This window comes from Streptomyces sp. NPDC054887 (genome assembly GCF_053610585.1).
In genome coordinates, this window is the sequence record NZ_JBSGYQ010000012.1 from 1 (window position 1) to 21,031 (window position 21,031).

23 protein-coding genes are annotated in these 21,031 nt (G+C 70.9%); 7 read left to right on the top strand and 16 right to left on the bottom strand.

From position 1 onward, the window contains the following. Positions 1 to 348: 348 nt before the first annotated feature. On the bottom strand, positions 349 to 990 hold the full coding sequence (locus ACWGH0_RS09165) for a DNA-3-methyladenine glycosylase (protein WP_453403517.1): 642 nt from the start codon (positions 988 to 990) through the stop codon (positions 349 to 351). A gap of 137 nt (positions 991 to 1,127) precedes the next feature. Between ACWGH0_RS09165 and ACWGH0_RS09170 the strand changes: the two genes are divergently transcribed. The 3 genes from ACWGH0_RS09170 to ACWGH0_RS09180 all read left to right on the top strand — a co-directional run bounded on the left by ACWGH0_RS09170 (position 1,128) and on the right by ACWGH0_RS09180 (position 3,165). After that, positions 1,128 to 1,910, top strand: a complete 783-nt coding sequence (locus tag ACWGH0_RS09170) for a sporulation protein (RefSeq protein WP_453403518.1) — start codon at positions 1,128 to 1,130, stop codon at positions 1,908 to 1,910. 70 nt (positions 1,911 to 1,980) lie between these two features. Next, on the top strand, positions 1,981 to 2,517 hold the full coding sequence (locus tag ACWGH0_RS09175; protein WP_453403519.1) for a YbhB/YbcL family Raf kinase inhibitor-like protein: 537 nt from the start codon (positions 1,981 to 1,983) through the stop codon (positions 2,515 to 2,517). Between the two features lie 144 nt (positions 2,518 to 2,661). Then, positions 2,662 to 3,165 (top strand): HNH endonuclease, encoded by a 504-nt coding sequence (locus ACWGH0_RS09180; RefSeq protein WP_453403520.1) that lies wholly within the window; start codon positions 2,662 to 2,664, stop codon positions 3,163 to 3,165. A gap of 77 nt (positions 3,166 to 3,242) precedes the next feature. Here the strand turns inward: ACWGH0_RS09180 and ACWGH0_RS09185 are convergent, their stop codons facing one another. The 4 genes from ACWGH0_RS09185 to ACWGH0_RS09200 form a co-directional block, all read right to left on the bottom strand. After that, on the bottom strand, positions 3,243 to 4,010 hold the full coding sequence (locus tag ACWGH0_RS09185) for a sulfite exporter TauE/SafE family protein (protein WP_453403644.1): 768 nt from the start codon (positions 4,008 to 4,010) through the stop codon (positions 3,243 to 3,245). A 75-nt stretch (positions 4,011 to 4,085) separates the two neighbouring features. Further along, entirely contained in the window at positions 4,086 to 5,015 is a 930-nt protein-coding gene (locus ACWGH0_RS09190; RefSeq protein ID WP_453403521.1) for an SPFH domain-containing protein, read from the bottom strand. 124 nt (positions 5,016 to 5,139) lie between these two features. After that, positions 5,140 to 5,568 carry an NfeD family protein gene (locus ACWGH0_RS09195; RefSeq protein WP_453403522.1) on the bottom strand — a complete coding sequence of 143 codons (429 nt, stop codon included), beginning with the start codon at positions 5,566 to 5,568 and terminating at the stop codon, positions 5,140 to 5,142. A 59-nt stretch (positions 5,569 to 5,627) separates the two neighbouring features. After that, complete coding sequence (locus tag ACWGH0_RS09200) at positions 5,628 to 6,425, bottom strand: ABC transporter ATP-binding protein (protein WP_453403523.1); 798 nt, start codon at positions 6,423 to 6,425, stop codon at positions 5,628 to 5,630. Positions 6,426 to 6,549: 124 nt separating this feature from the next. On the opposite strand from ACWGH0_RS09200, the gene ACWGH0_RS09205 reads away from it, so the two are divergent. Then, positions 6,550 to 7,344: a hypothetical protein gene (locus ACWGH0_RS09205; RefSeq protein ID WP_453403524.1), complete on the top strand. Its 795-nt coding sequence runs from the start codon at positions 6,550 to 6,552 to the stop codon at positions 7,342 to 7,344. A gap of 335 nt (positions 7,345 to 7,679) precedes the next feature. Here ACWGH0_RS09205 and ACWGH0_RS09210 read toward each other — a convergent pair whose 3' ends face one another. The 3 genes from ACWGH0_RS09210 to ACWGH0_RS09220 all read right to left on the bottom strand — a co-directional run bounded on the left by ACWGH0_RS09210 (position 7,680) and on the right by ACWGH0_RS09220 (position 9,905). Then, positions 7,680 to 7,928, bottom strand: a complete 249-nt coding sequence (locus ACWGH0_RS09210) for a chaplin (RefSeq protein ID WP_453403525.1) — start codon at positions 7,926 to 7,928, stop codon at positions 7,680 to 7,682. 137 nt (positions 7,929 to 8,065) lie between these two features. Beyond that, positions 8,066 to 8,728: a response regulator gene (locus ACWGH0_RS09215; protein ID WP_453403526.1), complete on the bottom strand. Its 663-nt coding sequence runs from the start codon at positions 8,726 to 8,728 to the stop codon at positions 8,066 to 8,068. Then, positions 8,721 to 9,905: a GAF domain-containing sensor histidine kinase gene (locus ACWGH0_RS09220; RefSeq protein ID WP_453403527.1), complete on the bottom strand. Its 1,185-nt coding sequence runs from the start codon at positions 9,903 to 9,905 to the stop codon at positions 8,721 to 8,723. The genes ACWGH0_RS09215 and ACWGH0_RS09220 overlap by 8 nt, the downstream gene beginning before the upstream one ends. Before the next feature lie 863 nt (positions 9,906 to 10,768). Between ACWGH0_RS09220 and ACWGH0_RS09225 the strand changes: the two genes are divergently transcribed. Then, positions 10,769 to 11,497 (top strand): transglycosylase SLT domain-containing protein, encoded by a 729-nt coding sequence (locus ACWGH0_RS09225; RefSeq protein WP_453403528.1) that lies wholly within the window; start codon positions 10,769 to 10,771, stop codon positions 11,495 to 11,497. A gap of 72 nt (positions 11,498 to 11,569) precedes the next feature. Here the strand turns inward: ACWGH0_RS09225 and ACWGH0_RS09230 are convergent, their stop codons facing one another. After that, positions 11,570 to 14,119, bottom strand: a complete 2,550-nt coding sequence (locus ACWGH0_RS09230; protein WP_453403529.1) for an FHA domain-containing protein — start codon at positions 14,117 to 14,119, stop codon at positions 11,570 to 11,572. A gap of 379 nt (positions 14,120 to 14,498) precedes the next feature. Here ACWGH0_RS09230 and serB point away from each other — a divergent pair, with 379 nt between their 5' ends. Continuing rightward, positions 14,499 to 15,725: a phosphoserine phosphatase SerB gene (gene serB, locus ACWGH0_RS09235; RefSeq protein WP_453403530.1), complete on the top strand. Its 1,227-nt coding sequence runs from the start codon at positions 14,499 to 14,501 to the stop codon at positions 15,723 to 15,725. An 83-nt stretch (positions 15,726 to 15,808) separates the two neighbouring features. On the opposite strand, the gene ACWGH0_RS09240 is transcribed toward serB, so the two are convergent. The 4 genes from ACWGH0_RS09240 to ACWGH0_RS09255 form a co-directional block, all read right to left on the bottom strand. After that, positions 15,809 to 16,327 (bottom strand): SixA phosphatase family protein, encoded by a 519-nt coding sequence (locus ACWGH0_RS09240; RefSeq protein ID WP_453403531.1) that lies wholly within the window; start codon positions 16,325 to 16,327, stop codon positions 15,809 to 15,811. 83 nt (positions 16,328 to 16,410) lie between these two features. Continuing rightward, a complete protein-coding gene (locus ACWGH0_RS09245; RefSeq protein ID WP_453403532.1) occupies positions 16,411 to 16,614 on the bottom strand; it encodes a hypothetical protein in 204 nt (67 codons plus the stop codon). A gap of 162 nt (positions 16,615 to 16,776) precedes the next feature. Further along, positions 16,777 to 16,893, bottom strand: coding sequence for an SGM_5486 family transporter-associated protein (locus tag ACWGH0_RS09250; RefSeq protein WP_453403533.1), 117 nt, complete (start codon positions 16,891 to 16,893; stop codon positions 16,777 to 16,779). Between the two features lie 42 nt (positions 16,894 to 16,935). After that, the gene (locus ACWGH0_RS09255) at positions 16,936 to 18,225 is read right to left on the bottom strand and encodes a CynX/NimT family MFS transporter (protein ID WP_453403534.1); all 1,290 of its coding nucleotides are present in this window, start codon (positions 18,223 to 18,225) and stop codon (positions 16,936 to 16,938) included. 63 nt (positions 18,226 to 18,288) lie between these two features. Between ACWGH0_RS09255 and ACWGH0_RS09260 the strand changes: the two genes are divergently transcribed. Continuing rightward, positions 18,289 to 18,999 carry a FadR/GntR family transcriptional regulator gene (locus ACWGH0_RS09260; protein ID WP_453403535.1) on the top strand — a complete coding sequence of 237 codons (711 nt, stop codon included), beginning with the start codon at positions 18,289 to 18,291 and terminating at the stop codon, positions 18,997 to 18,999. Here ACWGH0_RS09260 and ACWGH0_RS09265 read toward each other — a convergent pair. From ACWGH0_RS09265 to fabG, 3 genes are all read right to left on the bottom strand, one after another. Next, positions 18,980 to 19,354: a hypothetical protein gene (locus tag ACWGH0_RS09265; RefSeq protein WP_453403536.1), complete on the bottom strand. Its 375-nt coding sequence runs from the start codon at positions 19,352 to 19,354 to the stop codon at positions 18,980 to 18,982. The genes ACWGH0_RS09260 and ACWGH0_RS09265 overlap by 20 nt on opposite strands. A 185-nt stretch (positions 19,355 to 19,539) precedes the next feature. Next, entirely contained in the window at positions 19,540 to 20,307 is a 768-nt protein-coding gene (gene fabI / locus ACWGH0_RS09270) for an enoyl-ACP reductase FabI (protein WP_453403537.1), read from the bottom strand. A gap of 4 nt (positions 20,308 to 20,311) precedes the next feature. Continuing rightward, on the bottom strand, positions 20,312 to 21,031 hold the full coding sequence (gene fabG / locus ACWGH0_RS09275; RefSeq protein WP_453403538.1) for a 3-oxoacyl-[acyl-carrier-protein] reductase: 720 nt from the start codon (positions 21,029 to 21,031) through the stop codon (positions 20,312 to 20,314).

Consider the following 21,031-nt stretch of genomic DNA (forward strand, 5'->3'; position numbering starts at 1 on the left):
CGGACGCTTCCTTTGTACTCACCCTCTCGGGCTTTCCTCCGGGCTTTCGTTCGGCATTTCGTGTTTCCGACTCTATCAGACTCTTTCGCGTCCGACTTCCTCGGCGCTTTCCAGTTCTTCGCTCTCGCGTTTCCCTTTCGGCGTGGGCACCACTTTAGCGGATTTCCCTTGCGGCTCATAATCGAGCCGGTGGGCAAGAATTCGGGCATGCCGGAATTCGAACCCGTCAGGGAAGTCGTAGGAGTGGTTGGCCGCTTCGGGGCTGCTTCGGTGGGCTCGTAAGCCCGTCCCGACGGCAGTGCCCGTGTCAAGCGGCTCGGACTACATTAGGGGGCCGCCCGGGCCGAGTCAAGTTCGTCGGCGGCGCGGCGTGTGGGCCCGAAAGGGGCTGACGGTCGGATCGCCGTCGACCCAGAACCGCCAGGGGTGGTCGGCCCCTTCGCCCCCCACTCCGGTGCGTGGACCGTTCCGCACCAGGTCGGCGGGGGCCGGTACGCCGTGCAGTACGGAAAGAGGAGAGTCGGGGCCGGCGCAGAGGTCGGTTCCGTCGAGGGTGCGGTCGACGGCCAGCCCTGTGGCGAGGCGTGCCGGGCCTTTGGCCAGTTCGTTGTCGTTCCGGGCCGAGAGTCGTCGTTTGCGCACCAGCTCCTGGCCGCGAGTCACCTCTCCCCCGCGCAGCAGGACGCCGCTCGCCTTGTGCTCCTGTCCGCACACCAGGTTGAGGCTGAACCACATGCCGTAGATGAAGTAGACGTAAGCGTGACCGGGCGGGCCGAACATCGACGCGTTGCGCGCCGTCCTGCCGCGGTACGCGTGCGAGCCCGGGTCGCCCGCGCCGTCGTAGGCCTCGACCTCGGTGATGCGCAGTTCGATGGGGCCCTCGCCGGTCAGGCGTACGAGGGTGCGCCCCAGGAGGTCGGGGGCCACCTCCAGTACGGGGCGGTCGAAGAAGGTCCTGGGCAGCGGCGTACGGTCGGGGTCCGTGATCATGCCCTCCGAGCGTAGTGGAAGCCGTCCGTTCGGGTAGGTGGCCATGAGGCTCGGCCTTTGCCAGGGTGGGGGCGCGGAACCGGACGTGGTCCTTGCGCGTTCGTACTGGTCAGAACCATTTATCTGGGGAGGAAGCCATGGGCTTCAAGAAGTTGCTTGCGAGCTTGGGTGCCGGTGGCGCGTCGGTGGAGACGGTGCTGACCGAGGCGAACGTCGTACCCGGCGGTGTGGTCCAGGGCGAGGTGCGCGTCCAGGGCGGCTCGGTCGATCAGCAGATCGAGGGGCTGTCCGTCGGTCTGCAGGCGCGGGTCGAGGTCGAGGGCGGTGACCAGGAGGTCAAGCAGGACATCGAGTTCACGAAGCAGCGGCTCGGCGGCGCCTTCGAGGTGAAGGCCGGCGCGCTGCACGTGGTGCCGTTCGGCCTGGAGATCCCGTGGGAGACGCCGATCACCAGCATCGCCGGTCAGCAGCTGCCCGGTATGAACATCGGCGTCACGACCGAACTGGAGATCGCCCGGGCCGTTGACTCCGGCGACCTGGACCCGATCAGCGTGCACCCGCTGCCGGCGCAGCAGGCGATTCTGGACGCCTTCGTACAGCTGGGCTTCCGGTTCCGGAGCGCCGACATGGAGCGCGGTCACATCCGGGGGACGCGGCAGCGGCTGCCGTTCTACCAGGAGATCGAGTTCCAGCCGCCGCAGCAGTACCGCGGGCTGAACCAGGTCGAGCTGACCTTCGTCGCGGACGACCGCGAGATGGACGTAGTCCTGGAGATGGACAAGAAGCCGGGTCTCTTCAGCGAGAGCAGCGACTCGTACCGCGCCTTCAAGGTCGGTCTGAACGACTTCCAGGGGACCGACTGGGCGGCCTACCTCAACGCGTGGCTCGCACAGGTCGGCGGTCAGCGCAACTGGCTCTAGGGTCGGACCGCGTACCCGGGACGCGGGTCGCACGAAGTAGGCAGAAGACAGACCCATCGGAGGTTCAGACGTGTCCGAGGCGAAGAGGCCGCCGCTTCCCCATGACTTCCACCCGCCGGTGCCCTCGTTCACCGTGGTGAGTGAGGACGTCGCCGACGGAGCGGTGTTGCAGGACGCCCAGGTGTACGCGGAGGGCAATACGTCTCCGCACCTGCGGTGGGAGGGTTTCCCCGCCGGCACCGAGAGCTTCGCCGTGACGTGCTTCGATCCGGACGCACCGACCGGCAGTGGTTTCTGGCACTGGACCGTGTTCGACATCCCGGCGACGGTGACGGAGCTGCCGGCCGGGGCGGGCAGCGGGAAGTTCGAGGGGCTGCCGGACGGCGCGGTGCAGGTCCGCAACGACTACGGCTCGAAGGACTTCGGCGGGGCGGCGCCGCCCGCCGGCGAGCGGCACCGGTACGTGTTCACGGTGTACGCGGTGGACACCGAACGGCTGGGTCCGGACGCCGACGCCTCCCCCGCCGCCGTGGGCTTCAATCTGCGGTTCCACACGCTCGGGCGGGCGCAGCTGGTCGCCGAGTACGAGGCTCCCGCGGCGAGTTGACCGTTCACTTTCCGTTTGCCCGTCCCTGGTCTTGGAAGAGATCAGGGACGGGCATCTTTTTATTGCGTTGTCCATCTCGGTGTGCCCGGTCAGAGTTGATCCAAGCCCGCCACGGGGTGGGCCGGCGCAGGGAGGGTGGGCGGGATGCGGGACACGCTGGTACTGAACGCGAGCTTCGAGCCGCTGTCTACGGTGACGTTGAACCGGGCGGTGGTGCTCGTTCTGACGGACAAGGCCGTCGTCGAGCAGGCCCACCCCGGACTGCGTATGCGTGCGGCCGCCGTGGATCTTCCGGTGCCGCAGGTGATCAGGCTGTGCCGGTATGTCCGGGTGCCCTTCCGAAGACACGCGCCGTGGTCGCGGCGCGGTGTGCTGATACGGGACCAGCACCGGTGCGCGTACTGCGGGCGGCGTGCCACCACCGTGGACCACGTGGTGCCGAAAGCGCAGGGCGGTGGGGACAGCTGGCTGAACACGGTGGCGTCCTGTGCGGAGGACAACCACCGCAAGGCGGACCGTACGCCGGACGAGGCGGGGATGCCGCTGCTGCACCGTCCGTTCGTACCGACGCCCGCCGACGCGATGCTGCTGGCGCTGGGGGCGGACGAGCGGTCCGCGCTGCCGCAGTGGCTGGCGCAGTCCGCGTAGGGCTCACGTCCGGCGCGTCCGGCCCGCTTCCGCCGGGAGGTCATTGACTTCCCGGGGAGGCGGGCCTTCGCATGCCGTCAGCGCAGCAGGAGCTGGACGATCGCCACCGTGCCGACGGCCACGATCAGGGCGCGCAGCGCGGTGGGCGGCAGGCGGCGGCCGATCCGGGCGCCGAGCTGACCGCCGAGCGTGGAGCCGACCGCGATGAGGGCGACCGCCGTCCAGTCGAAGTCGGCGGCGAAGAGGAAGAAGGTCGCGGCGACGGTGTTGACGACGGCCGCGAGGACGTTCTTGGCGGCGTTGACGCGTTGCAGGGTGTCGGTGAGCAGCATGCCCATGAGGGCGACGTAGATGATGCCCTGGGCCGCCGTGAAGTAGCCGCCGTAGACGCTGGCGAGCAGGAGGCCGGCGATGAGGAGCGGGCCGCCGTCGGGGTCGCCTTCGGAGCCGTGGCGCTCGCGGCGGCGCTTGACCGCCCGGGTGATGCGGGGTTGCAGGACGACCAGCACCAGGGCGAGGCCGACCAGGACCGGCACGATCGTCTCGAAGGCGGTCGGGGGCAGGGTGAGGAGCAGTGCGGCTCCGCAGAAGCTGCCGGCGGCGGCTGCCGCTCCGAGGCGGAGGATGCGGCGGCGCTGGCCGGTGAGTTCCTTGCGGTAGCCGATGGCGCCGCTGATGGCGCCGGGGATCAGGCCGAGGGCGTTCGAGACGGTCGCGGTCACGGGCGGCAGGCCGGTGGCGAGCAGGACCGGGAAGGTGATGAGGGTTCCGGATCCGACGATGGTGTTGATGGTCCCCGCGCCCACGCCCGCGGCGAAGACGGCGAGCATCTCCCAGATGGTCACGGTGTGCCCTTCGTGCATGATCGTTGCTTGGAGCACCGATCATGCACGACGGGTGGGCCCCGGCCGTCGAAGGGGTCAGTCGAGCGGGGGTTCCTGGCGGCGCTCCTGGCCGGTGTTGAAGCCCGGCGCGCCACCGCTGAAGTTGCCGAAGGCGCCGCTGAGGCCCTTGAGGGCGTCGCCGATCTCGCTGGGCACGATCCAGAGCTTGTTGGCGTCGCCCTCGGCGATCTTCGGGAGCATCTGGAGGTACTGGTACGAGAGGAGCTTCTGGTCCGGGTCGCCGGCGTGGATGGACTCGAAGACCGTACGGATGGCCTGGGCCTCGCCCTCGGCGCGCAGGGCGGACGCCTTGGCCTCGCCCTCGGCGCGCAGGATCGCGGACTGCTTCTCGCCCTCGGCGGTGAGGATCGCGGACTGCCTGATGCCCTCGGCGGTGAGGATCGCGGCGCGCTTGTCGCGGTCGGCGCGCATCTGCTTCTCCATCGAGTCCTGGATGGAGGTGGGCGGTTCGATCGCCTTGAGTTCGACGCGGTTGACGCGGATGCCCCACTTGCCGGTGGCCTCGTCGAGGACGCCGCGCAGCGCCGCGTTGATCTCCTCGCGGGAGGTCAGGGTCCGCTCCAGGTCCATGCCGCCGATGATGTTGCGCAGCGTCGTGACGGTGAGCTGCTCGATGGCCTGGATGTAGCTGGCGACTTCGTACGTCGCGGCGCGGGCGTCGGTGACCTGGTAGTAGATGACGGTGTCGATGTTGACCACCAGGTTGTCCTGGGTGATCACCGGCTGGGGCGGGAAGGGCACGACCTGTTCGCGGAGGTCGATCCGGTTGCGGATCGAGTCGATGAACGGGACGACGATGTTCAGGCCGGCGTTGAGGGTGCGCGTGTAGCGGCCGAAGCGCTCCACGATGGCGGCGCTGGCCTGCGGGATGACCTGGATCGTCTTGATCAGGGCGATGAAGACCAGCACCACCAGGATGATCAGGACGATGATGACGGATGACATCGCGTTTCCCGTGCCCTTCGTGTTGTGCTTCTCGGGAGACCGGCCCGGTCGCGCGCGGACGATCTGATGATCAATCTTCCCAGAACGCGCGGCGGTGTGCGGGGTGTTCGGCCCACCTGGCCGGTTACATGACTACGGCGGTGGCTCCGTCGATCTCCACGACGTCGACCTGCCGGCCGGGTTCGAAGCTCTGGTCCGCGTCGAGGGAGCGCGCGGACCACACCTCGCCCGCGAGCTTGATCCGCCCGCCGCTGCCGTCGACCCGTTCCAGCACCACGGCCTGACGGCCCTTCAGGGCGTCGATGCCGGTGCGGTGTTCGGGCCGGGAGGAGCGGTGGCGGGCGGCTATCGGGCGTACGACGGCGATCAGCGCGACCGAGACCGCGGCGAAGACCAGTACCTGGGCGACGATTCCGCCGCCCAGGCTCGCGGTCAGGGCGCCGGCGACCGCGCCCGCCGACAGCATTCCCAACTCCGGCATCGCGGTCACCACGAGCGGAATTCCCAGCCCGACAGCGCCGATCAGCCACCACACCCATGCGTCGATGTCCACATGGTCATGGTAGGGGCGGGCGCTCTTCGCCGACAGGGCGCGAGCACCGCTTCCGGAGGTCAGCCCAGCGGGAGGCCCTGGGCGGTCCAGCGGTCCGACCTGCGCTCGACGACGAGCGGGAGGCCGAAGCACAAGGACAGGTTGCGGGAGGTCAGTTCGGTCTCCACGGGACCGGCGGCGAGGACCTTGCCCTGGCGGATCATCAGGACGTGGGTGAAGCCCGGGGCGATCTCCTCGACGTGGTGCGTGACCATGATCATCGAGGGGGCGTACGGGTCGCGGGCGAGGCGGCCGAGGCGGCGGACCAGGTCCTCGCGGCCGCCGAGGTCGAGACCTGCGGCGGGCTCGTCGAGGAGCAGCAGCTCGGGGTCGGTCATCATCGCGCGGGCGATCATGGTGCGCTTGCGCTCGCCCTCGGAGAGCGTGCCGAACTTCCGGTCGAGGTACGCGGTCATGCCGAGGCGGTCGAGGAAGGCGCGGGCGCGCTGCTCGTCGACCTCGTCGTAGTCCTCGTGCCAGGTGGCGGTCATGCCGTACGCCGCGGTGAGCACCGTCTGGAGGACGGTCTGGCGGCGGGGCAGCTTGTCGGCCAGCGCGATGCCGGCCATGCCGATCCGGGGGCGGAGCTCGAACACGTCGGTGCCGGGGCTGCCGAGCTGCTCGCCGAGGATCCGGGTGCTGCCGGTGGTCGGGAAGAGATAGCTGGAGGCGACGTTCAGCAGGGTGGTCTTCCCGGCGCCGTTCGGGCCGAGGATCACCCAGCGCTCGCCCTCCTTGACCGACCAGGAGACGTCTTCCACCAGAGCGCGTCCGTCGCGGACCACGGATACGTCCACCAGCTCCAGTACATCGCTCATGAGCGCGTTGTCTCCCCATGCAGTCTCGAGAATGTCGGGCATGCCTGTAGGCAAAGCTCCAGGGGAAAACCTACGCCACCGGTCGCGGGGTCCGTCTGCTAGGTCCATTCCCTAGGCTGGGGCCATGCTCTCGGAACCTCGCTCAGGACGACTGGCCGCATGGGGAAACGCCCTGCTGGCCGGACTCGCATCGCCGGATCACGTCGCGCTCTCCGTCGTCGGGGAGGACGCGGTGCACCGGGTGGAAGGCGTGCCCGGGGAGGTGGGGCCCGTGGGGCTCACGCTGGCCCTGGGGCGGCTGCGCGCACTGGGGGCCACCGGTTTCCGGGTGGCACTGCCCGCTCCGGGGCATCCGCTGGGCCTCAGCGGGCCGCCGGAGTTCAACGCGCGGGCGCTGGAGGCGGAGGAGGCGGTCGTCTGCTCCGGGGCGGCGCTGGGGCTGGTGCCGGAGGTGTACGAGGTCGGGCCGGAGGGGGACGTACGGGTCGAGGTGCTGTGGCACTGCCTGCCCGTACGGGAGGCTCCGCCGGCCGATGTGCCCTCGCTCGGCGAGGCCGAGCGGGAGCTCGCGGAGGCCCTGCGGGACGCGACCGCGGTGCTGTCGCGGCTCGACGTGGCGGGGTCGGGTCCGGTGGCCGAGGCCGCGATCGACGCGTACCGGGCGCGGGTGGAGGGCGGCGGCGGCGAGGTGCTGGCGCCGGGGTATCCGCCGCGCGCGGTCCGTGTGCTGGAGCTGGCGCAGCGGGTGGGGCTGCTCGTCTCGGTGGCGTACGCGAACGGGCACGGCGGCGCGGTGAGCGCGTCCGAGATGGCGGCCCGGGTGGAGGCGCTGCGGCCGGTGGAGCGGGTGGCCCGGCGGGCGCAGGTGGCGGCGTTCAACGCGTGGGTGGAGGAGCGGGAGCGGGGGCGCGACCGCTGAGGCTGCTCGCCGGGTTCGGAGCGGGGGGCGCTAGGTCTGGGTGCGGGGGCTGGCCGGCGCGGGACCTGGGTGCGGGGGCGGGGGCTGGCCGGCGCGGGACAGGTTGCGGGGGCGGGGGCTGCCTGCGCTGAGTGGGTAGCTCGGTGTGGGCCAGGTGCGGGGGATGCATGTTGAGCGGGGGCGCCGGTGCTGAGCGGGGCCTCGTGGGGTGCGTTGCGTGCGGGGGCGTGTGGGCGGTTTACGCCGGGGCGCGCGGCGCCCGGGAGCGGGGGCGGGTGCCGGGTACGCGACCGGCCCCCAGGCGGGCGCCTGGGGGCCGGTGGTCACCGCTGGGGTCAGCGGTTGATGCCGTGGTTCCCGAAGGCCGGGTTGAGGGCACCGATGACGTTGACGGTGTTGCCGACGGCGTTCACCGGGACGTGGACCGGGGCCTGAACCAGGTTGCCGGAGCCGACGCCCGGCGAGTGGACGGCCTTGCCCTGCGCCAGCGCACCGCTGTCGGTGGCGGAGGCGACACCGGCTCCGGCGGCGACGAGGCCGCCCGCGACCATGGTGACGGCAGCGGCCTTCTTCAGGTTCTTCACTTCAGGATCCTCCTAGACGTCGCCGCGGCCAGCCGCCGCAGCACGCCATGAAGAACGGCCGTCGGCCCGGGGGGATGCGCCATTCGGGGGACATACACCCGACGGTATGAATCTCGGACCGGACGTAGACCGTCCGATTAACCCGTAATCCCATGTCGGACGGCCCACAGGGCCGCCTGGGTCCGGTCGGAGAGATCCAGCTTCATCAGGATGTTCGACACATGCGTCTTGACGGTCTTCTCCGAGAGGACCAGTGCCCGGGCGATCTCCCGGTTGGAGCGGCCGTCGGCGATCAGCGTGAGCACTTCCCGCTCCCGTTCGGTGAGCGAGCTGCCCCGGCCCGTGCCACCGTTCCCCTCCTCCTGCGCGAGCAGCGCGCCCGCGACCTCCGGCTGGAGGAGGACGTGCCCGGCGTGCACGGAACGGATGGCGCCGGCCAGGGCGTCCGGGTCCACGTCCTTGTAGACGTACCCCGAGGCACCCGCGCGCAGGGCGGGGACGACGGTGCGCTGCTCGGTGAAGCTCGTGACGATCAGCACCTTCGCCGGGTTGGCCAGCTCCCTGAGCTTGCGCAGCGCGTCGATGCCGTCCGTGCCCGGCATCCTGATGTCCATCAGTACGACGTCGGGGCGCAGCTCCTCCGCGCGGGCGACGCCCTCCGCACCGTCCGCCGCCTCGCCGACGACCTCGATGTCGTCCTGCACCTCCAGGAAGGTGCGCAGACCTCGGCGTACCACCTGGTGGTCGTCGACCAGCAGTACGCGGATTCCGTCCTTCGGCGGTCGTACGGCGTCAGCCACCGGGAACCTCCATCTCGATCGTGGTGCCCTTGCCGGGCGCCGATTCCACGGTGAGTCTGCCGCCCGCCCCGTCCGCGCGGTCGCGCATCGAGACCAGTCCGAGGTGGCGGCCCGCCCGGCGCACCGTCCTGGGGTCGAAGCCGCTGCCGTCGTCCGTGACGCGCAGCCGGGCGCCGTGGCCGCTCTTCTCCAGTACGACGTCGACGTTCTCCGCGCCGGAGTGGCGCAGCGCGTTGTGCAGTGCCTCCTGGGCGACCCGCAGCAGCGCCTCCTCCTGGGCGGCGGGCAGCGCCCGTACACCGCTGCTGTGGAAGGTGACGCGGGCGGTGTGGGCGCGGTCCATGACGTTGATCTGGGTGCGCAGGGTGGCGATCAGGCCGTCCTCGTCGAGGGCGGCCGGGCGCAGCTCGACGACCGCGGCGCGCAGCTCGTCGGCCGCCTCGGCGGCCAGCGAGGCGACCTGCTGGAGTTCGCCCTTGGCTCGGGCCGGGTCGCGGTCGACCAGGGCCGCGGCGGCCTGGGCGGTCAGGCGCAGGGAGAAGAGCTTCTGGCTCACGGCGTCGTGCAGCTCGTGCGCCAGCCGGGAGCGCTCCTCCGCGATCGTCAGCTCGCGGCTGCGCTCGTACAGGCGGGCGTTGGTGAGAGCGATCGCGGCGTGCTGGGCGAGCATGCCGAGCAGTTCCTCGTCGTCCTCGGTGAAGCCGCAGGTTCCGTCGGGCTTGGGGCAGCGCTTGTTCGCGAGGAACAGCGCGCCGATGACCTCGTCGCCGTCGCGGATGGGCAGGCCGAGGAAGTCGGACATGTCCGGGTGCGCGGACGGCCAGCCCTCGAAACGCGGGTCCTTGCGTACGTCGGCGAGGCGCTCGGTGTGGGCGCCGTGCAGCATCGAGGCGAGGATGCCGTGCTGGCGGGGCAGTGGCCCGATCGCCTTCCACTGCGCGTCGGTGACGCCGTCCACCACGAACTGGGCGAAGCCGCCGTGGTCGTCCGGGACGCCCAGGGCGGCGTACTCGGCGTCGAGCAGCTCGCGGGCGGAGGCGACGATCGTCTTCAGTACGTCGCGCACTTCCAGGTGCCGGCTCATCGCGAGCAGCGCGGAACTCACGGCCGTGAGGCCGGCGCGGGGGGACGGGCTCTCCCCTGCTCGTACGCAGTTGGGAGCGTGGGGATCGCTCATGTGGTCACCGTACCGGCGGGGCGGGACGGGCGTATCGGGCGTGGGGTGGGGGGTGCTTGGGGCGTTGGTCGTAGGGCTGGGGGCGGGGAGTGCGGGCCGGTGCCGGTGCCGGGGCAGGGGTGGGGTGGGCTGGATTGGGGTGGGGTGGTGCGGGGTCCGCGCCGGGGGTGGGCGGCGGTGTCCGTGCGGGGTGGGGTGTGGCTGATGTGGGCGGGGGGCGAGGAGGCGGTGCCGTCCCGGCACCGCCGGCCTGCTGACCCCGCCTACGGCGAAGCGCCCGGGCCTGGCGGCTGCGGCAGCTGCGACGGTGACGGTGTGGGGTGGGCGCCCTGTGGGCGCTGTGAGGGGGGCCGGCGGCTGGTGACGCGGGCGCGGGCCGGCGGGGCGGCCGGTGGGGACGGCGGCGGTACGGGCTCTGGGGTCGGCGGCCAGGGGGTGGACCGGTCCGGTGGTGGAGCCCGGGGTCGGTATTCGCGTTGTGGGCGGGGTGATGGCGGTGGTGGCGGGAGCCGCCGTAGCGCGCCTCGGGTACGGCGGGGCGGTGCGTCCGGCGCGCGTTCGGCGACGTATGCCGAGGAGGGTGCCGGGCCGCTCACGCGGAGCATCGCACGAGCAACTAAGGGTGAGTTCGCAACCGGCCCGATGTGAGCCCGCGCATAGGACTCACGTCACTTACGAAGGGGCGTAGTGGACACATAAGGGGCGTCTGGGCTGGGTAGCGACCCGCGCCGGGGCCTTGTGCGAAGGTCCGTGTCCACTACCGGGGATCGTACGTCACACCTTTGCCACAGGATTTTGCGGCCGCTAACAATGGCTGCCGTCGCGGACTCCGCGGCTTCCGCTATTCGAAGAGGTACGTCTGCATGTCCGCGTCTCGCACCCCTGGCTATAGCCGTCTGAACAAGAACCACAAGTTCTCGATCGCCGGTGTCGCCGCCCTCGGCGCCGCCGCCCTCACGTTCTCGCTCGTCCCCGACAACGCGTCGGCCGAGGCCGACACGCAGTCGGTGGCCGCCGCGGCTCCGGTCGCGTGGTCGGCAGCCGCCGGCAGCGTCCAGGCCAAGACAGTGCACACGAGCATCACGCAGCAGCAGGTCGGCGCCGACAAGGTGGCCAAGGCCGTGGCCGAGGCCCGCGCCAAGGCCGACGCCAAGGTCCAGGCCGCCGCCAAGGCGAAGGCCGAGGCCGAAGCCAAGGCCAAGGCCGAGGCGAAGAAGCGCGCCGACGCGCGAGCGGCCGCGAGCCGCGCCGCCGCGCGCAAGCCGGTCTACGCGAACAACCTCGACGGGTGGATCCGTGAGGCGATGTCCATCATGAAGAAGCACAACATCCCCGGGTCCTACGAGGGCATCCACCGCAACATCATCCGCGAGTCCTCCGGCGACCCGCGCGCGATCAACAACTGGGACATCAACGCCATCAACGGCATCCCGTCCAAGGGCCTGCTCCAGGTCATCAAGCCGACCTTCGACGCCTACCACGTCGCAGGCACGAAGCACGACCAGTACGACCCGGTCGCCAACATCGTCGCCGCCTGCAACTACGCGGCCGACCGCTACGGCTCCATGGACAACGTCAACAGCGCCTACTGAGCCTGAGGCTCGGAGCGTGCGAAAGGGCGGCACCCCGCGTGGGGTGCCGCCCTTCGGCGTGTCCGGGTGCCGTTACTTGCGCATGACCTCGGGCTCGTGGCGCCGCAGCAGGCGCACGACGAGCAGGCCGCAGAGGGCGCCGATGCCGAGCAGCACGCTCATGTCGAAGATCCACTGACCGGCGGTGTGGTCCCACAGCCCGTCGAGGTTCAGCGGGTCCCACGGCATGGTGACGTTGAGCTGCGCCGTGGTGCCGAGCGCGGCGACGGCCCAGCGGGACGGCATGAGCCAGGCGACCTGCTCGATGCCCGGGCTGTCGTGGAGCTGGAAGAGCACGCCGGTGAAGACGACCTGGACGATCGCGAACATCACGAGCAGCGGCATCGTCTTCTCGGCGGTCTTCACGAGCGCGGAGATGATGAGGCCGAACATCATCGAGGTGAACCCGAGCGCGCTGATGACGATCGTCATCTCGATGACCGGGGTGTCCTCGAAGATGACGCCCTCGGCCGGCAGCTTCGAGCGGGCGCCGAAGCCGATCGCCGCGATGATCACGCCCTGGAGGGCGGTGATGAACCCGAGGACGATGACCTTGGACATCAGGTACGCCGAGCGGGACAGGCCGGTGGCGCGCTCGCGCTCGTAGATGACCCGTTCCTTGATCAGCTCACGGACCGAGTTGGCCGCGCCGGAGAAGCACGCGCCGACGGCGAGGATCAGCAGGATCGTGCCGACGTCCTTGTTGACCAGCCTGTTCTTCTCCGGGCCGAAGCCCAGGCCGCTGTCCGCCGGGATCACGGTGCTGACGATGCCCAGTACGGCGGGGAGGATCAGCATGAGGCCGATGAAGCCCTTGTCGGACACGATGACCGACACGTACCGGCGGATCAGGGTCCACAGCTGCGAGCCCCAGCTCTGCGGCTTGGGCGGGCGCATCTGCTGCGGGGGCGGCATGTGCACGGGCTGCGCGGCGACGGCGTCGATGTCGGCGGCGTACATCTGGTAGTGCTGGGAACCGCGCCAGCGGCCCGCCCAGTCGTAGTCGCGGTAGTTCTCGAACGCGGAGAACACGTCGGCCCAGGTGCTGTAGCCGAAGAAGTTCAGGGCCTCCTCGGGCGGGCCGAAGTACGCGACGCTGCCGCCGGGGGCCATGACGAGGAGCTTGTCGCAGATCGCGAGCTCGGCCACGGAGTGGGTGACGACGAGGACCGTGCGGCCGTCGTCGGCGAGGCCGCGCAGCAGCTGCATGACGTCGCGGTCCATGCCCGGGTCGAGGCCGGAGGTCGGCTCGTCGAGGAAGATCAGCGACGGCTTGGTCAGCAGCTCCAGGGCCACGGAGACGCGCTTGCGCTGGCCACCGGAGAGGGAGGTGACCTTCTTCTCCTTGTGGATGTCCAGCTTGAGCTCGCCGAGGACCTCGTTGATGCGCTGCTCGCGCTCGGCCTCCGTGGTGTCCGCGGGGAAGCGGAGCTTGGCGGCGTACTTGAGGGCCTTCTTCACGGTCAGTTCCTTGTGCAGGATGTCGTCCTGCGGGACCAGACCGATGCGCTGACGCAGCTCGGCGAACTGCTTGTAGAGGTTCCGGTTGTCGTAGAGGACGTCGCCCTGGTTGGCGGGCCGGTAGCCGGTGAGCGCCTTGAGCAGGGTGGACTTGCCGGATCCGGAGGGGCCGATGACGGCGATGAGCGACTTCTCGGGGACGCCGAAGGAGACGTCCTTGAGGATCTGCTTGCCGCCGTCGACCGTCACCGTGAGGTGGCGGGCGGAGAAGGAGACCTCGCCGGTGTCGACGAACTCCTCCAGCCGGTCCCCGACCAGGCGGAACGTCGAGTGGCCGACGCCGACGATGTCGGTGGGGCCGAGCAGTACGGTGCCGGACTTGGGGATCGGCTGACCGTTGACGTACGTGCCGTTGTGGCTGCCGAGGTCGCGGATCTGGAAGCGGCCGTCGGGCGTCGCGGTGAACTCGGCGTGCAGGCGCGAGACCTGGAGGTCGGAGACCACCAGTTCGTTCTCCAGGGCACGGCCGATCCGCATCACGCGGCCCATGGACACCTGGTGGAACGTCGTCGGGCTGCGGTCGCCGTACACCGGCGGAGCCCCCGCGCCGCCGCCGGCCGGGCTGCCCTGCTGGTGCGGCACCTGCGCCTGGTGGGGCGGCTGCTGCCATGCCTGCTGGGGCTGTTGGGGCTGCTGCTGGTGCGGGTCCTGCGGCTGAGGGGTCCAGGCCGGAGCGCCCTGCTGCTGGGGTGCCTGCTGAGGCGCCGCCTGCTGCTGCGGTGCCTGCTGGGCCATGGCGGCCTGCCCCGCGGACGCGCCCGCGCCGGTGAGGGTGAGCCGCGGGCCGTCGGTCGCGTTGCCCAGGTGCACGGCGGTTCCGGCGCCGATCTCCATCTGGTGGATCCGCTGGCCCCGCACGTACGTGCCGTTGGTGCTGCCGTGGTCCTCGATGACCCAACTGCGGCCGCCCCAGCTGACGGTGGCGTGCCGCCACGACACCCTGGCGTCGTCGATCACCAGATCACCCTGCGGATCACGTCCGAGGGTGTACGACCTGGACGGATCGAGCGTCCAGGTCCTTCCATTCAATTCCAGTACGAGTTCCGGCACTCCGCGCCCCACTTGTTGTCCCCCGAGTTACCCCCGTCGCAGGGAGTCTAGGGATGCTGAACATCGGTGGGCACTATTTCAGGCCCAGTCCCGAATTAGAAAGTCGAGCCCCGCGCGCACCGTTCGGGAATGCCTTTCGCGTGGGAGAAATGCTCCCGGAGAGTAGCGAGAAGGGGCGAGTCGTACGGATCATGCGTGAAGACAGCAAGGTGGTACAGGACGGGTGAGGACTGCCGTCGACATTCCGCCACTCGCGGTGGCGACTTCGCGTGTGCGCATTGTGCCGGTGCGGCTCCGCAGCGTGAAGGGCGGGTGGTGTGCCGGGGCGAGGTGTCCGGTGGTCGGGACAGGAGGTGAGGGAGGGGGAAGGGCCCGATACGGTAGAGACATCATGAGCGCTTCTCAGCCGAGTCGGCCCGGCCAGTCCCCCGACGCCGCACCCACCCTTCTCGTCAAGATCTTCGGGAAGGACCGTCCCGGAATCACCGCCGGGCTCTTCGACACGCTCGCCGCGTACTCGGTCGACGTCGTCGACATCGAGCAGGTCGTCACCCGGGGCCGCATCGTCCTGTGCGCCCTGGTCACCGAGCCCACCGTGAGCACCGCGGGCGAGCTGCGCGCCACCGTGCACAGCTGGGCCGACTCCCTCAGCCTCCAGGCCGAGATCATCTCCGGTACGGGCGACAACCGGCCGCGCGGCAGCGGCCGTTCGCACGTCACGGTGCTCGGGCACCCGCTGACCGCCGAGTCGACCGCCGCCATAGCGGCCACGATCACCGGGACCGGCGGCAACATCGACCGCATCTTCCGGCTCGCCAAGTACCCGGTCACCGCTGTGGAGTTCGCGGTCTCCGGCACGGAGACCGAGGCCCTGCGCACCGCGCTGGCGCTGGAGGCCGCCGAGCTGGGCATCGACGTGGCCGTGGTGTCGGCGGGGCTGCACCGGCGCGCCCAGCGCCTGGTCGTGATGGACGTGGACTCCACGCTCATCCAGGACGAGGTCATCGAGCTGTTCGCCGCGCACGCGGGCTGTGAGGACCAGGTCGCCGAGGTCACCGCCCAGGCGATGCGCGGTGAGTTGGACTTCGAGCAGTCGCTGCACGCGCGCGTCGCCCTGCTCGCCGGGCTCGACGAGGACGTCGTGGACAAGGTGCGCCAGGAGGTGCGGCTCACGCCCGGCGCCCGCACCCTGATCCGTACGCTCAAGCGGCTCGGCTACCAAGTGGGCGTCGTGTCAGGCGGGTTCACGCAGGTCACCGACGACCTCAAGGAGCGGCTCGGGCTGGACTTCGCGTCCGCCAACACGCTGGAGATCGTGGACGGGAAGCTCACCGGCCGGGTCGTCGGCGAGATCGTCGACCGTGCGGGCAAGGCCCGGCTGCTGCGCCGCTTCGCGGCGGAGGCGGGCGTACCGCTCGCCCAGACCGTCGCGGTCGGCGACGGGGCGAACGACCTCGACATGCTGAACGCTGCGGGACTGGGTGTGGCCTTCAACGCCAAGCCCGTGGTGCGCGAGGCCGCCGACACCGCCGTGAACGTGCCCTTCCTGGACACCGTGCTGTATCTGCTCGGTGTCACCCGTGAAGAGGTCGAGGCGGCCGACGGGCTGGCCGAGTGACCCCGCGGGTGTGAGTACGGCAGGAGGCCCCGGCGCGGTCGCGCGCCGGGGCCTCGGACGTACGTACCGGAAACGGGTCGGGCTCAGTCGTGCGGGGCCCAGTAGTCCAGGAGCTTGCCCACACCGTGTTCCACGGACTTCCAGGAGCCGGTGAAGCCGATGACCGCGAACGAGGCCGTCGGGAAGCCGCTCTTGGCCATGCGGGCCATCGCGTCGCCCTCGCCGCTGCCCGCGAGCGCGTCGGCGGCGGCGTGCATGCTGGGGTTGTGCCCGATGACGAGGAGGTCGTTCACCTCGTCGGGCGTCTCGTTCAGGAGGGCGATGATGTCACCGAGGGTGGCCTCGTACAGCCGCTCCTCGTAGACGGTCTTGGGGCGCCTCGGCAGTTCCTGTACGGCCAGCTTCCAGGTCTCGCGCGTCCTGGCGGCGGTCGAGCACAGGGCCAGGTCGAAGGTGATGCCCGTGTCGGCCAGCCGGTGGCCGGCGACGGGGGCGTCCATGCGGCCGCGGTCGGCGAGCGGCCGATCGTGGTCGGACACCTGCGGCCAGTCGGCCTTCGCATGCCGGAGTAGGACGATCCTGCGGGGTGTATCGACGCTCATGCATCCCAGCTTCGCACGAATCGCGCCACGGGGCGCAGGGTGTTGGCGGGCTGCCCCGACACGGGTGAACGGGGCCCGGCCGGCTAGTGGGACAGGGTGTGCCGGACGCGCTCCACGAGGTGTGTGACGGCCGGATCGCCGGGCGCCGCCTGCGCCTCGCCCGGCCCCGCGATCAGGAGCAGCAGGACGGCGAAGGCCAGCATGGGGAGGGCCACGGCCCACCACGGGAGGCGGGTGCCGATGCCGGGGGCCGGCGGGTGGGTCCGGGTGTGTGTGCGGGCCGCCATGACCGCCTCCGTCGTCGCTGTTCGGCTGATGTACGTCAACCTACGGAGTGCGCGCGCGGGAACCCATCCGGTGATCCACCCAGTTCACCCTGACCCTGGCCCCCTAAGGGGTGGTGGGGACAACCCCACCACCGCGGGGGCGTGCGCGTCGGGCGACGGGGCTCAGGGGGAGGCCAGGGTGGCGACGATCGCGATGAGGACCGTGACGCCGAGCATCGCGCCGAGCACGAGCAGCAGCTTCTTCTGGCCGTTCTGGGGGTTCGGGTCGAGTACAGGCATACGGCCAGTCTCGCACCCTTTGTACGCCCGGCCGCGACGGGGTCAGGCGAGTTCGTCCTCGATCGTACGGTTGCGTCCCGCCAGCACGCCGACCACGATCTGCGGCACCATCAGGCCCGCCATGAGGCCGATCGGCAGGCCCCAGCTGCCGCTGTGCTGGTAGAGCACGCCGACCAGCAGCGGCCCGGGGATGGAGATGAGGTAGCCGGTGCTCTGGGCGAAGGCGGAGAGGCGCACGACGCCCGCGCCGCTGCGGGCGCGCATGCCGATCATGGTCAGGGCGAGCGGGAAGGCGCAGTTGGAGACGCCGAGCAGCAGGGCCCACGCCCAGGCGCCGGAGGCGGGGGCGAGGTAGAGGCCGGCGTAACCCAGCAGGCCGCTGAGGCCGAGGGCCACGACGATCGGCCCCTGGTTGCGCATGCGGGAGGCGAGGCGCGGGATGACGAACGCGAGCGGGATGCCCATCGCCATGGTCACGGCGAGCAGGACCCCCGCGGTGCCGGCGGAGACCCCGGCGTCGCGGAAGATCTGCGGCATCCATCCCATGGTGATGTACGCCGCGGTGGCCTGGAGCCCGAAGAAGCAGGCCAGCGCCCACGCCGTACGGCTGCGGGTGATGCTCGGGGCGGGCGCGGGGGCGCTGTCCGTTCCGGGGGCGGCGGGGGTGCGGGGCGCCCGGGTGGCCGGGTGGCGCGTGAGGACGAGCCAGGGCAGTACGGCGACGGCGGCGAGGGTGCCCCACACCGCGAGGCCGGTCTGCCAACTGCCTCCGAGCGCCCGCGTCATGGGGACGGTGGCGGCGGCCGCGAGGGCGGTGCCGAGGGCGAGCGCCATCGAGTAGAGCCCGGTCATCTGGCCGACGCGCTCGGGGAACCAGCGCTTGACGATGACCGGCATCAGGATGTTGCTGACCGCGATGCCCATGAGGGCGAGGGCGCTGGCGGCGAGGAATCCGGCGGTGCCGCCCAGGTAGGGGCGGATCAGCAGGCCGGCGGCGATGGCCGCCATCCCGGCGCAGACGATCGCGCCGGGGCCGAAGCGGCGGGCGAGCCGGGGCGCGGTGAGGCCGAAGAGGGCGAAGCAGAGCGGCGGTACGGAGGTCAGGAGACCGGCGACGCTGCCGCTCATGCCGAGCCCTGCGCGGACCTCTTCGAGGAGCGGGCCGAGGCTGGTGATGGCCGGTCGGAGGTTGAGGGCGGCGAGGACGAGGCCGAGGACCACGAGCCGGGTGACCCAGACCGACCGGGCGCGGTGCTGCGACGGGGGCCGGTGCTGCCGCTGTACGGGGGCTTCGGCGGCGGGGTTCACGGTTCGGGTGTCGTCACGGGCCATGGAACCATCATAGAATCATGGGATGATTGGTTGTCCAATCCTGAACCAGGGAGCACTGCCGCCATGGCGCTGACGTCACCCCGCCGCTCGGCGCTCGCCGATCAGGTGATCACCGAGCTGCGCAACGCGATCACCTCGGGCGAGTGGCCGGTGGGGTCGCGCATCCCGACCGAACCGGAGCTGGTGGAACAGCTGGGCGTCGCCCGCAACACCGTCCGCGAGGCGGTGCGCGCGCTGGCTCACAACGGGCTGCTGGACATCCGGCAGGGCTCCGGCACGTACGTCGTCGCCACCAGCGAGCTGGCCGGCGTCATGCACCGCCGGTTCGCGGACGCCGACCCCCGCCACATCGCGGAGCTGCGCTCGACGCTGGAGTCCTCGGCGGCCCGGCTCGCGGCACAGCGGCGTACCGAGCGCGACGTGCGGCAGCTCGACGCGGTGCTCGCGCGCCGGGAGGAGGCGTGGGCCTCGGGCGACGCGGAGCTCTTCGTACGGGCGGACGCGACGCTGCACCTGGCCGTGGTCGCCGCCTCGCACAACGACGTGCTCATCGGCCTGTACGCGGATCTCGGCGACCTGCTGCGCGACTGGCTGCGCGAGGACGTGGGGCAGGAACTGCGCCCCGAGGACCACATGGACCACGGGCGGCTGATCGAGGCGATCCGGGCGCGCGACGCGGACACGGCCGCCACCGAGGCGGCGGGGTACTCGCTCAAGTGCCTCGGGGACCGGGGGCAGGGCGCGGGGCCCCGCGCTACATCCGGTGGTGGCTGACCCAGGCCGTGCGGACTTCCTTCCAGCAGCGGTCGGTGAGGCGCACCGTCTGCGCCGGCGCGACCTCGACGGGCAGCCCATCGGCGTCGATGTCCCACCAGCGGTCGCACTCGACGTGCAGGCGGACCAGGTCGGTCGCGGGGTACGGGTTGTGGCAGTACGCGACGACGCGTGAGCCCTCGACGGTCGTACGGCAGGTGGAGCCGAAGAGTGCCACCTGCGGGGCCGTCTCCCTCACGTGTCCGGGCCCGGGGCCCGGCTGCGGCCCTCGCCCGGCGACGGCCGGGGCGGCCAGGGCGGCGACGGCGGCCAGGGCCAGCGCGCCGGCTGCGGCTTGACGGTTCGACGGGCGCACATGCTCCACCTCCTCCCCTCAGAGCGCCGGGTACGTCCCGGTTTCCTCAGTGTGCGGGGAGTCGCCGGTCTTTTCGACTCGGGAAGCGTTCGGGCACGGAGGGTGACGACTGTCGGAGGCGGGACGCGAAAGCCGCGCGGCCCGTCGGTGGACGGGTCGCGCGGCTTTCGTGGGGCGTCGCGGGATCAGGCGCCGATCGCGTGCAGCCCGCCGTCGACGTGGATGATCTCGCCGGTCGTCATCGGGAACCAGTCGGAGAGCAGCGCGACGACGCCGCGGCCGGTGGGCTCCGGGTCCGTCATGTCCCACTTCAGCGGGGAGCGCTCGTCCCAGACGCCCGCCAGGTCCGCGAAGCCGGGGATGGACTTCGCGGCCATGGACTGGATCGGTCCTGCGGAGATCAGGTTGCAGCGGATGTTCTCCGGGCCCAGGTCGCGGGCGAGGTAGCGGGAGGTGGCCTCCAGCGCGGCCTTGGCGGGGCCCATCCAGTCGTACTGCGGCCAGGCGAACTGCGCGTCGAAGGTGAGGCCGACGACCGAGCCGCCGGAACCCATCAGCGGGCGGCAGGCCATGGTGAGCGACTTCAGCGAGAACGCCGAGACGTGCATCGCCGTGGCGACCGACTCGAAGGGCGTGTTGAGGAAGTTGCCGCCGAGCGCGTCCTGCGGCGCGAAGCCGATGGAGTGGACGACGCCGTCGAGGCTGCCGAGCTCGGCGCGGACAAGGCCCTCCAGCCGGTCGAGGTGCTCGGTGTTGGTCACGTCCAGCTCGATGACCTTGGCCGGCTTGGGCAGCTTCCTCGCGATGCGCTCGGTCAGCGTGGGGCGGGGAAAGGCGGTCAGGATGACTTCGGCACCCTGCTCCTGGGCCATCTTGGCGGTGTGGAAGGCGATGGAGGACTCCATCAGCACACCCGTGACGAGGATGCGCTTGCCGTCGAGGATTCCACTCATGTGATCAGTGACCCATGCCCAATCCGCCGTCAACCGGGATGACGGCTCCAGTGATGTACGACGCGTCGTCGGAGGAGAGGAAGCGCACGGTGGCGGCGATCTCCTCCGGCTGCGCGTAACGGCCGAGCGGCACCTGGGCGACGATGCCCTTGCGCTGCTCGTCCGTGAGCACTCCGGTCATGTCGGTGTCGACAAAACCGGGCGCGACGACGTTGAAGGTGATGTTGCGCGAGCCCAGCTCACGGGCGAGGGAGCGCGCGAATCCGACCAGACCGGCCTTGGAGGCGGCGTAGTTCGCCTGCCCGGCCGAGCCGAGGAGTCCGACGACCGAGGAGATCAGTACGACCCTCCCCTTCTTGGCGCGCAGCATGCCGCGGTTGGCCCGCTTGACGACCCGGAAGGTGCCGGTGAGGTTGGTGTCGAGTACGGACGTGAAGTCCTCCTCGGACATCCGCATGAGGAGCTGGTCCTTGGTGACGCCGGCGTTGGCCACCAGCACCTCCACCGGGCCGTGCTTCTCCTCGATCTCCTTGTAGGCCTGCTCCACCTGTTCGGTGTCGGTGATGTCGCACCGGACGGCGAGGCAGCCGAGTTCGGTGAGGGCCGCCGGTGGTTCGCCGGAGCGGTACGTGAACGCGACCTTGTCGCCTGCTTCGGCGAAGGCGCGGGCGATGGCGAGGCCGATGCCCCGGTTTCCTCCGGTGACGAGAACCGAGCGGCTCAA

Bases quoted from the DNA above. Each gene is read 5' to 3' on its own strand.
- ACWGH0_RS09225 (WP_453403528.1), top strand. From the start codon at position 10,769: ATGTCCGCGTCTCGCACCCCTGGCTATAGCCGTCTGAACAAGAACCAC.
- ACWGH0_RS09250 (WP_453403533.1), bottom strand. From the start codon at position 16,893: ATGCCTGTACTCGACCCGAACCCCCAGAACGGCCAGAAGAAGCTGCTG.
- ACWGH0_RS09255 (WP_453403534.1), bottom strand. From the start codon at position 18,225: ATGGCCCGTGACGACACCCGAACCGTGAACCCCGCCGCCGAAGCCCCC.
- ACWGH0_RS09240 (WP_453403531.1), bottom strand. From the start codon at position 16,327: ATGAGCGTCGATACACCCCGCAGGATCGTCCTACTCCGGCATGCGAAG.
- serB (WP_453403530.1), top strand. From the start codon at position 14,499: ATGAGCGCTTCTCAGCCGAGTCGGCCCGGCCAGTCCCCCGACGCCGCA.
- ACWGH0_RS09205 (WP_453403524.1), top strand. From the start codon at position 6,550: ATGCTCTCGGAACCTCGCTCAGGACGACTGGCCGCATGGGGAAACGCC.
- ACWGH0_RS09220 (WP_453403527.1), bottom strand. From the start codon at position 9,905: ATGAGCGATCCCCACGCTCCCAACTGCGTACGAGCAGGGGAGAGCCCG.
- ACWGH0_RS09260 (WP_453403535.1), top strand. From the start codon at position 18,289: ATGGCGCTGACGTCACCCCGCCGCTCGGCGCTCGCCGATCAGGTGATC.
- ACWGH0_RS09245 (WP_453403532.1), bottom strand. From the start codon at position 16,614: ATGGCGGCCCGCACACACACCCGGACCCACCCGCCGGCCCCCGGCATC.
- ACWGH0_RS09170 (WP_453403518.1), top strand. From the start codon at position 1,128: ATGGGCTTCAAGAAGTTGCTTGCGAGCTTGGGTGCCGGTGGCGCGTCG.
- ACWGH0_RS09200 (WP_453403523.1), bottom strand. From the start codon at position 6,425: ATGAGCGATGTACTGGAGCTGGTGGACGTATCCGTGGTCCGCGACGGA.
- ACWGH0_RS09190 (WP_453403521.1), bottom strand. From the start codon at position 5,015: ATGTCATCCGTCATCATCGTCCTGATCATCCTGGTGGTGCTGGTCTTC.
- ACWGH0_RS09165 (WP_453403517.1), bottom strand. From the start codon at position 990: ATGATCACGGACCCCGACCGTACGCCGCTGCCCAGGACCTTCTTCGAC.
- ACWGH0_RS09180 (WP_453403520.1), top strand. From the start codon at position 2,662: ATGCGGGACACGCTGGTACTGAACGCGAGCTTCGAGCCGCTGTCTACG.
- fabI (WP_453403537.1), bottom strand. From the start codon at position 20,307: ATGAGTGGAATCCTCGACGGCAAGCGCATCCTCGTCACGGGTGTGCTG.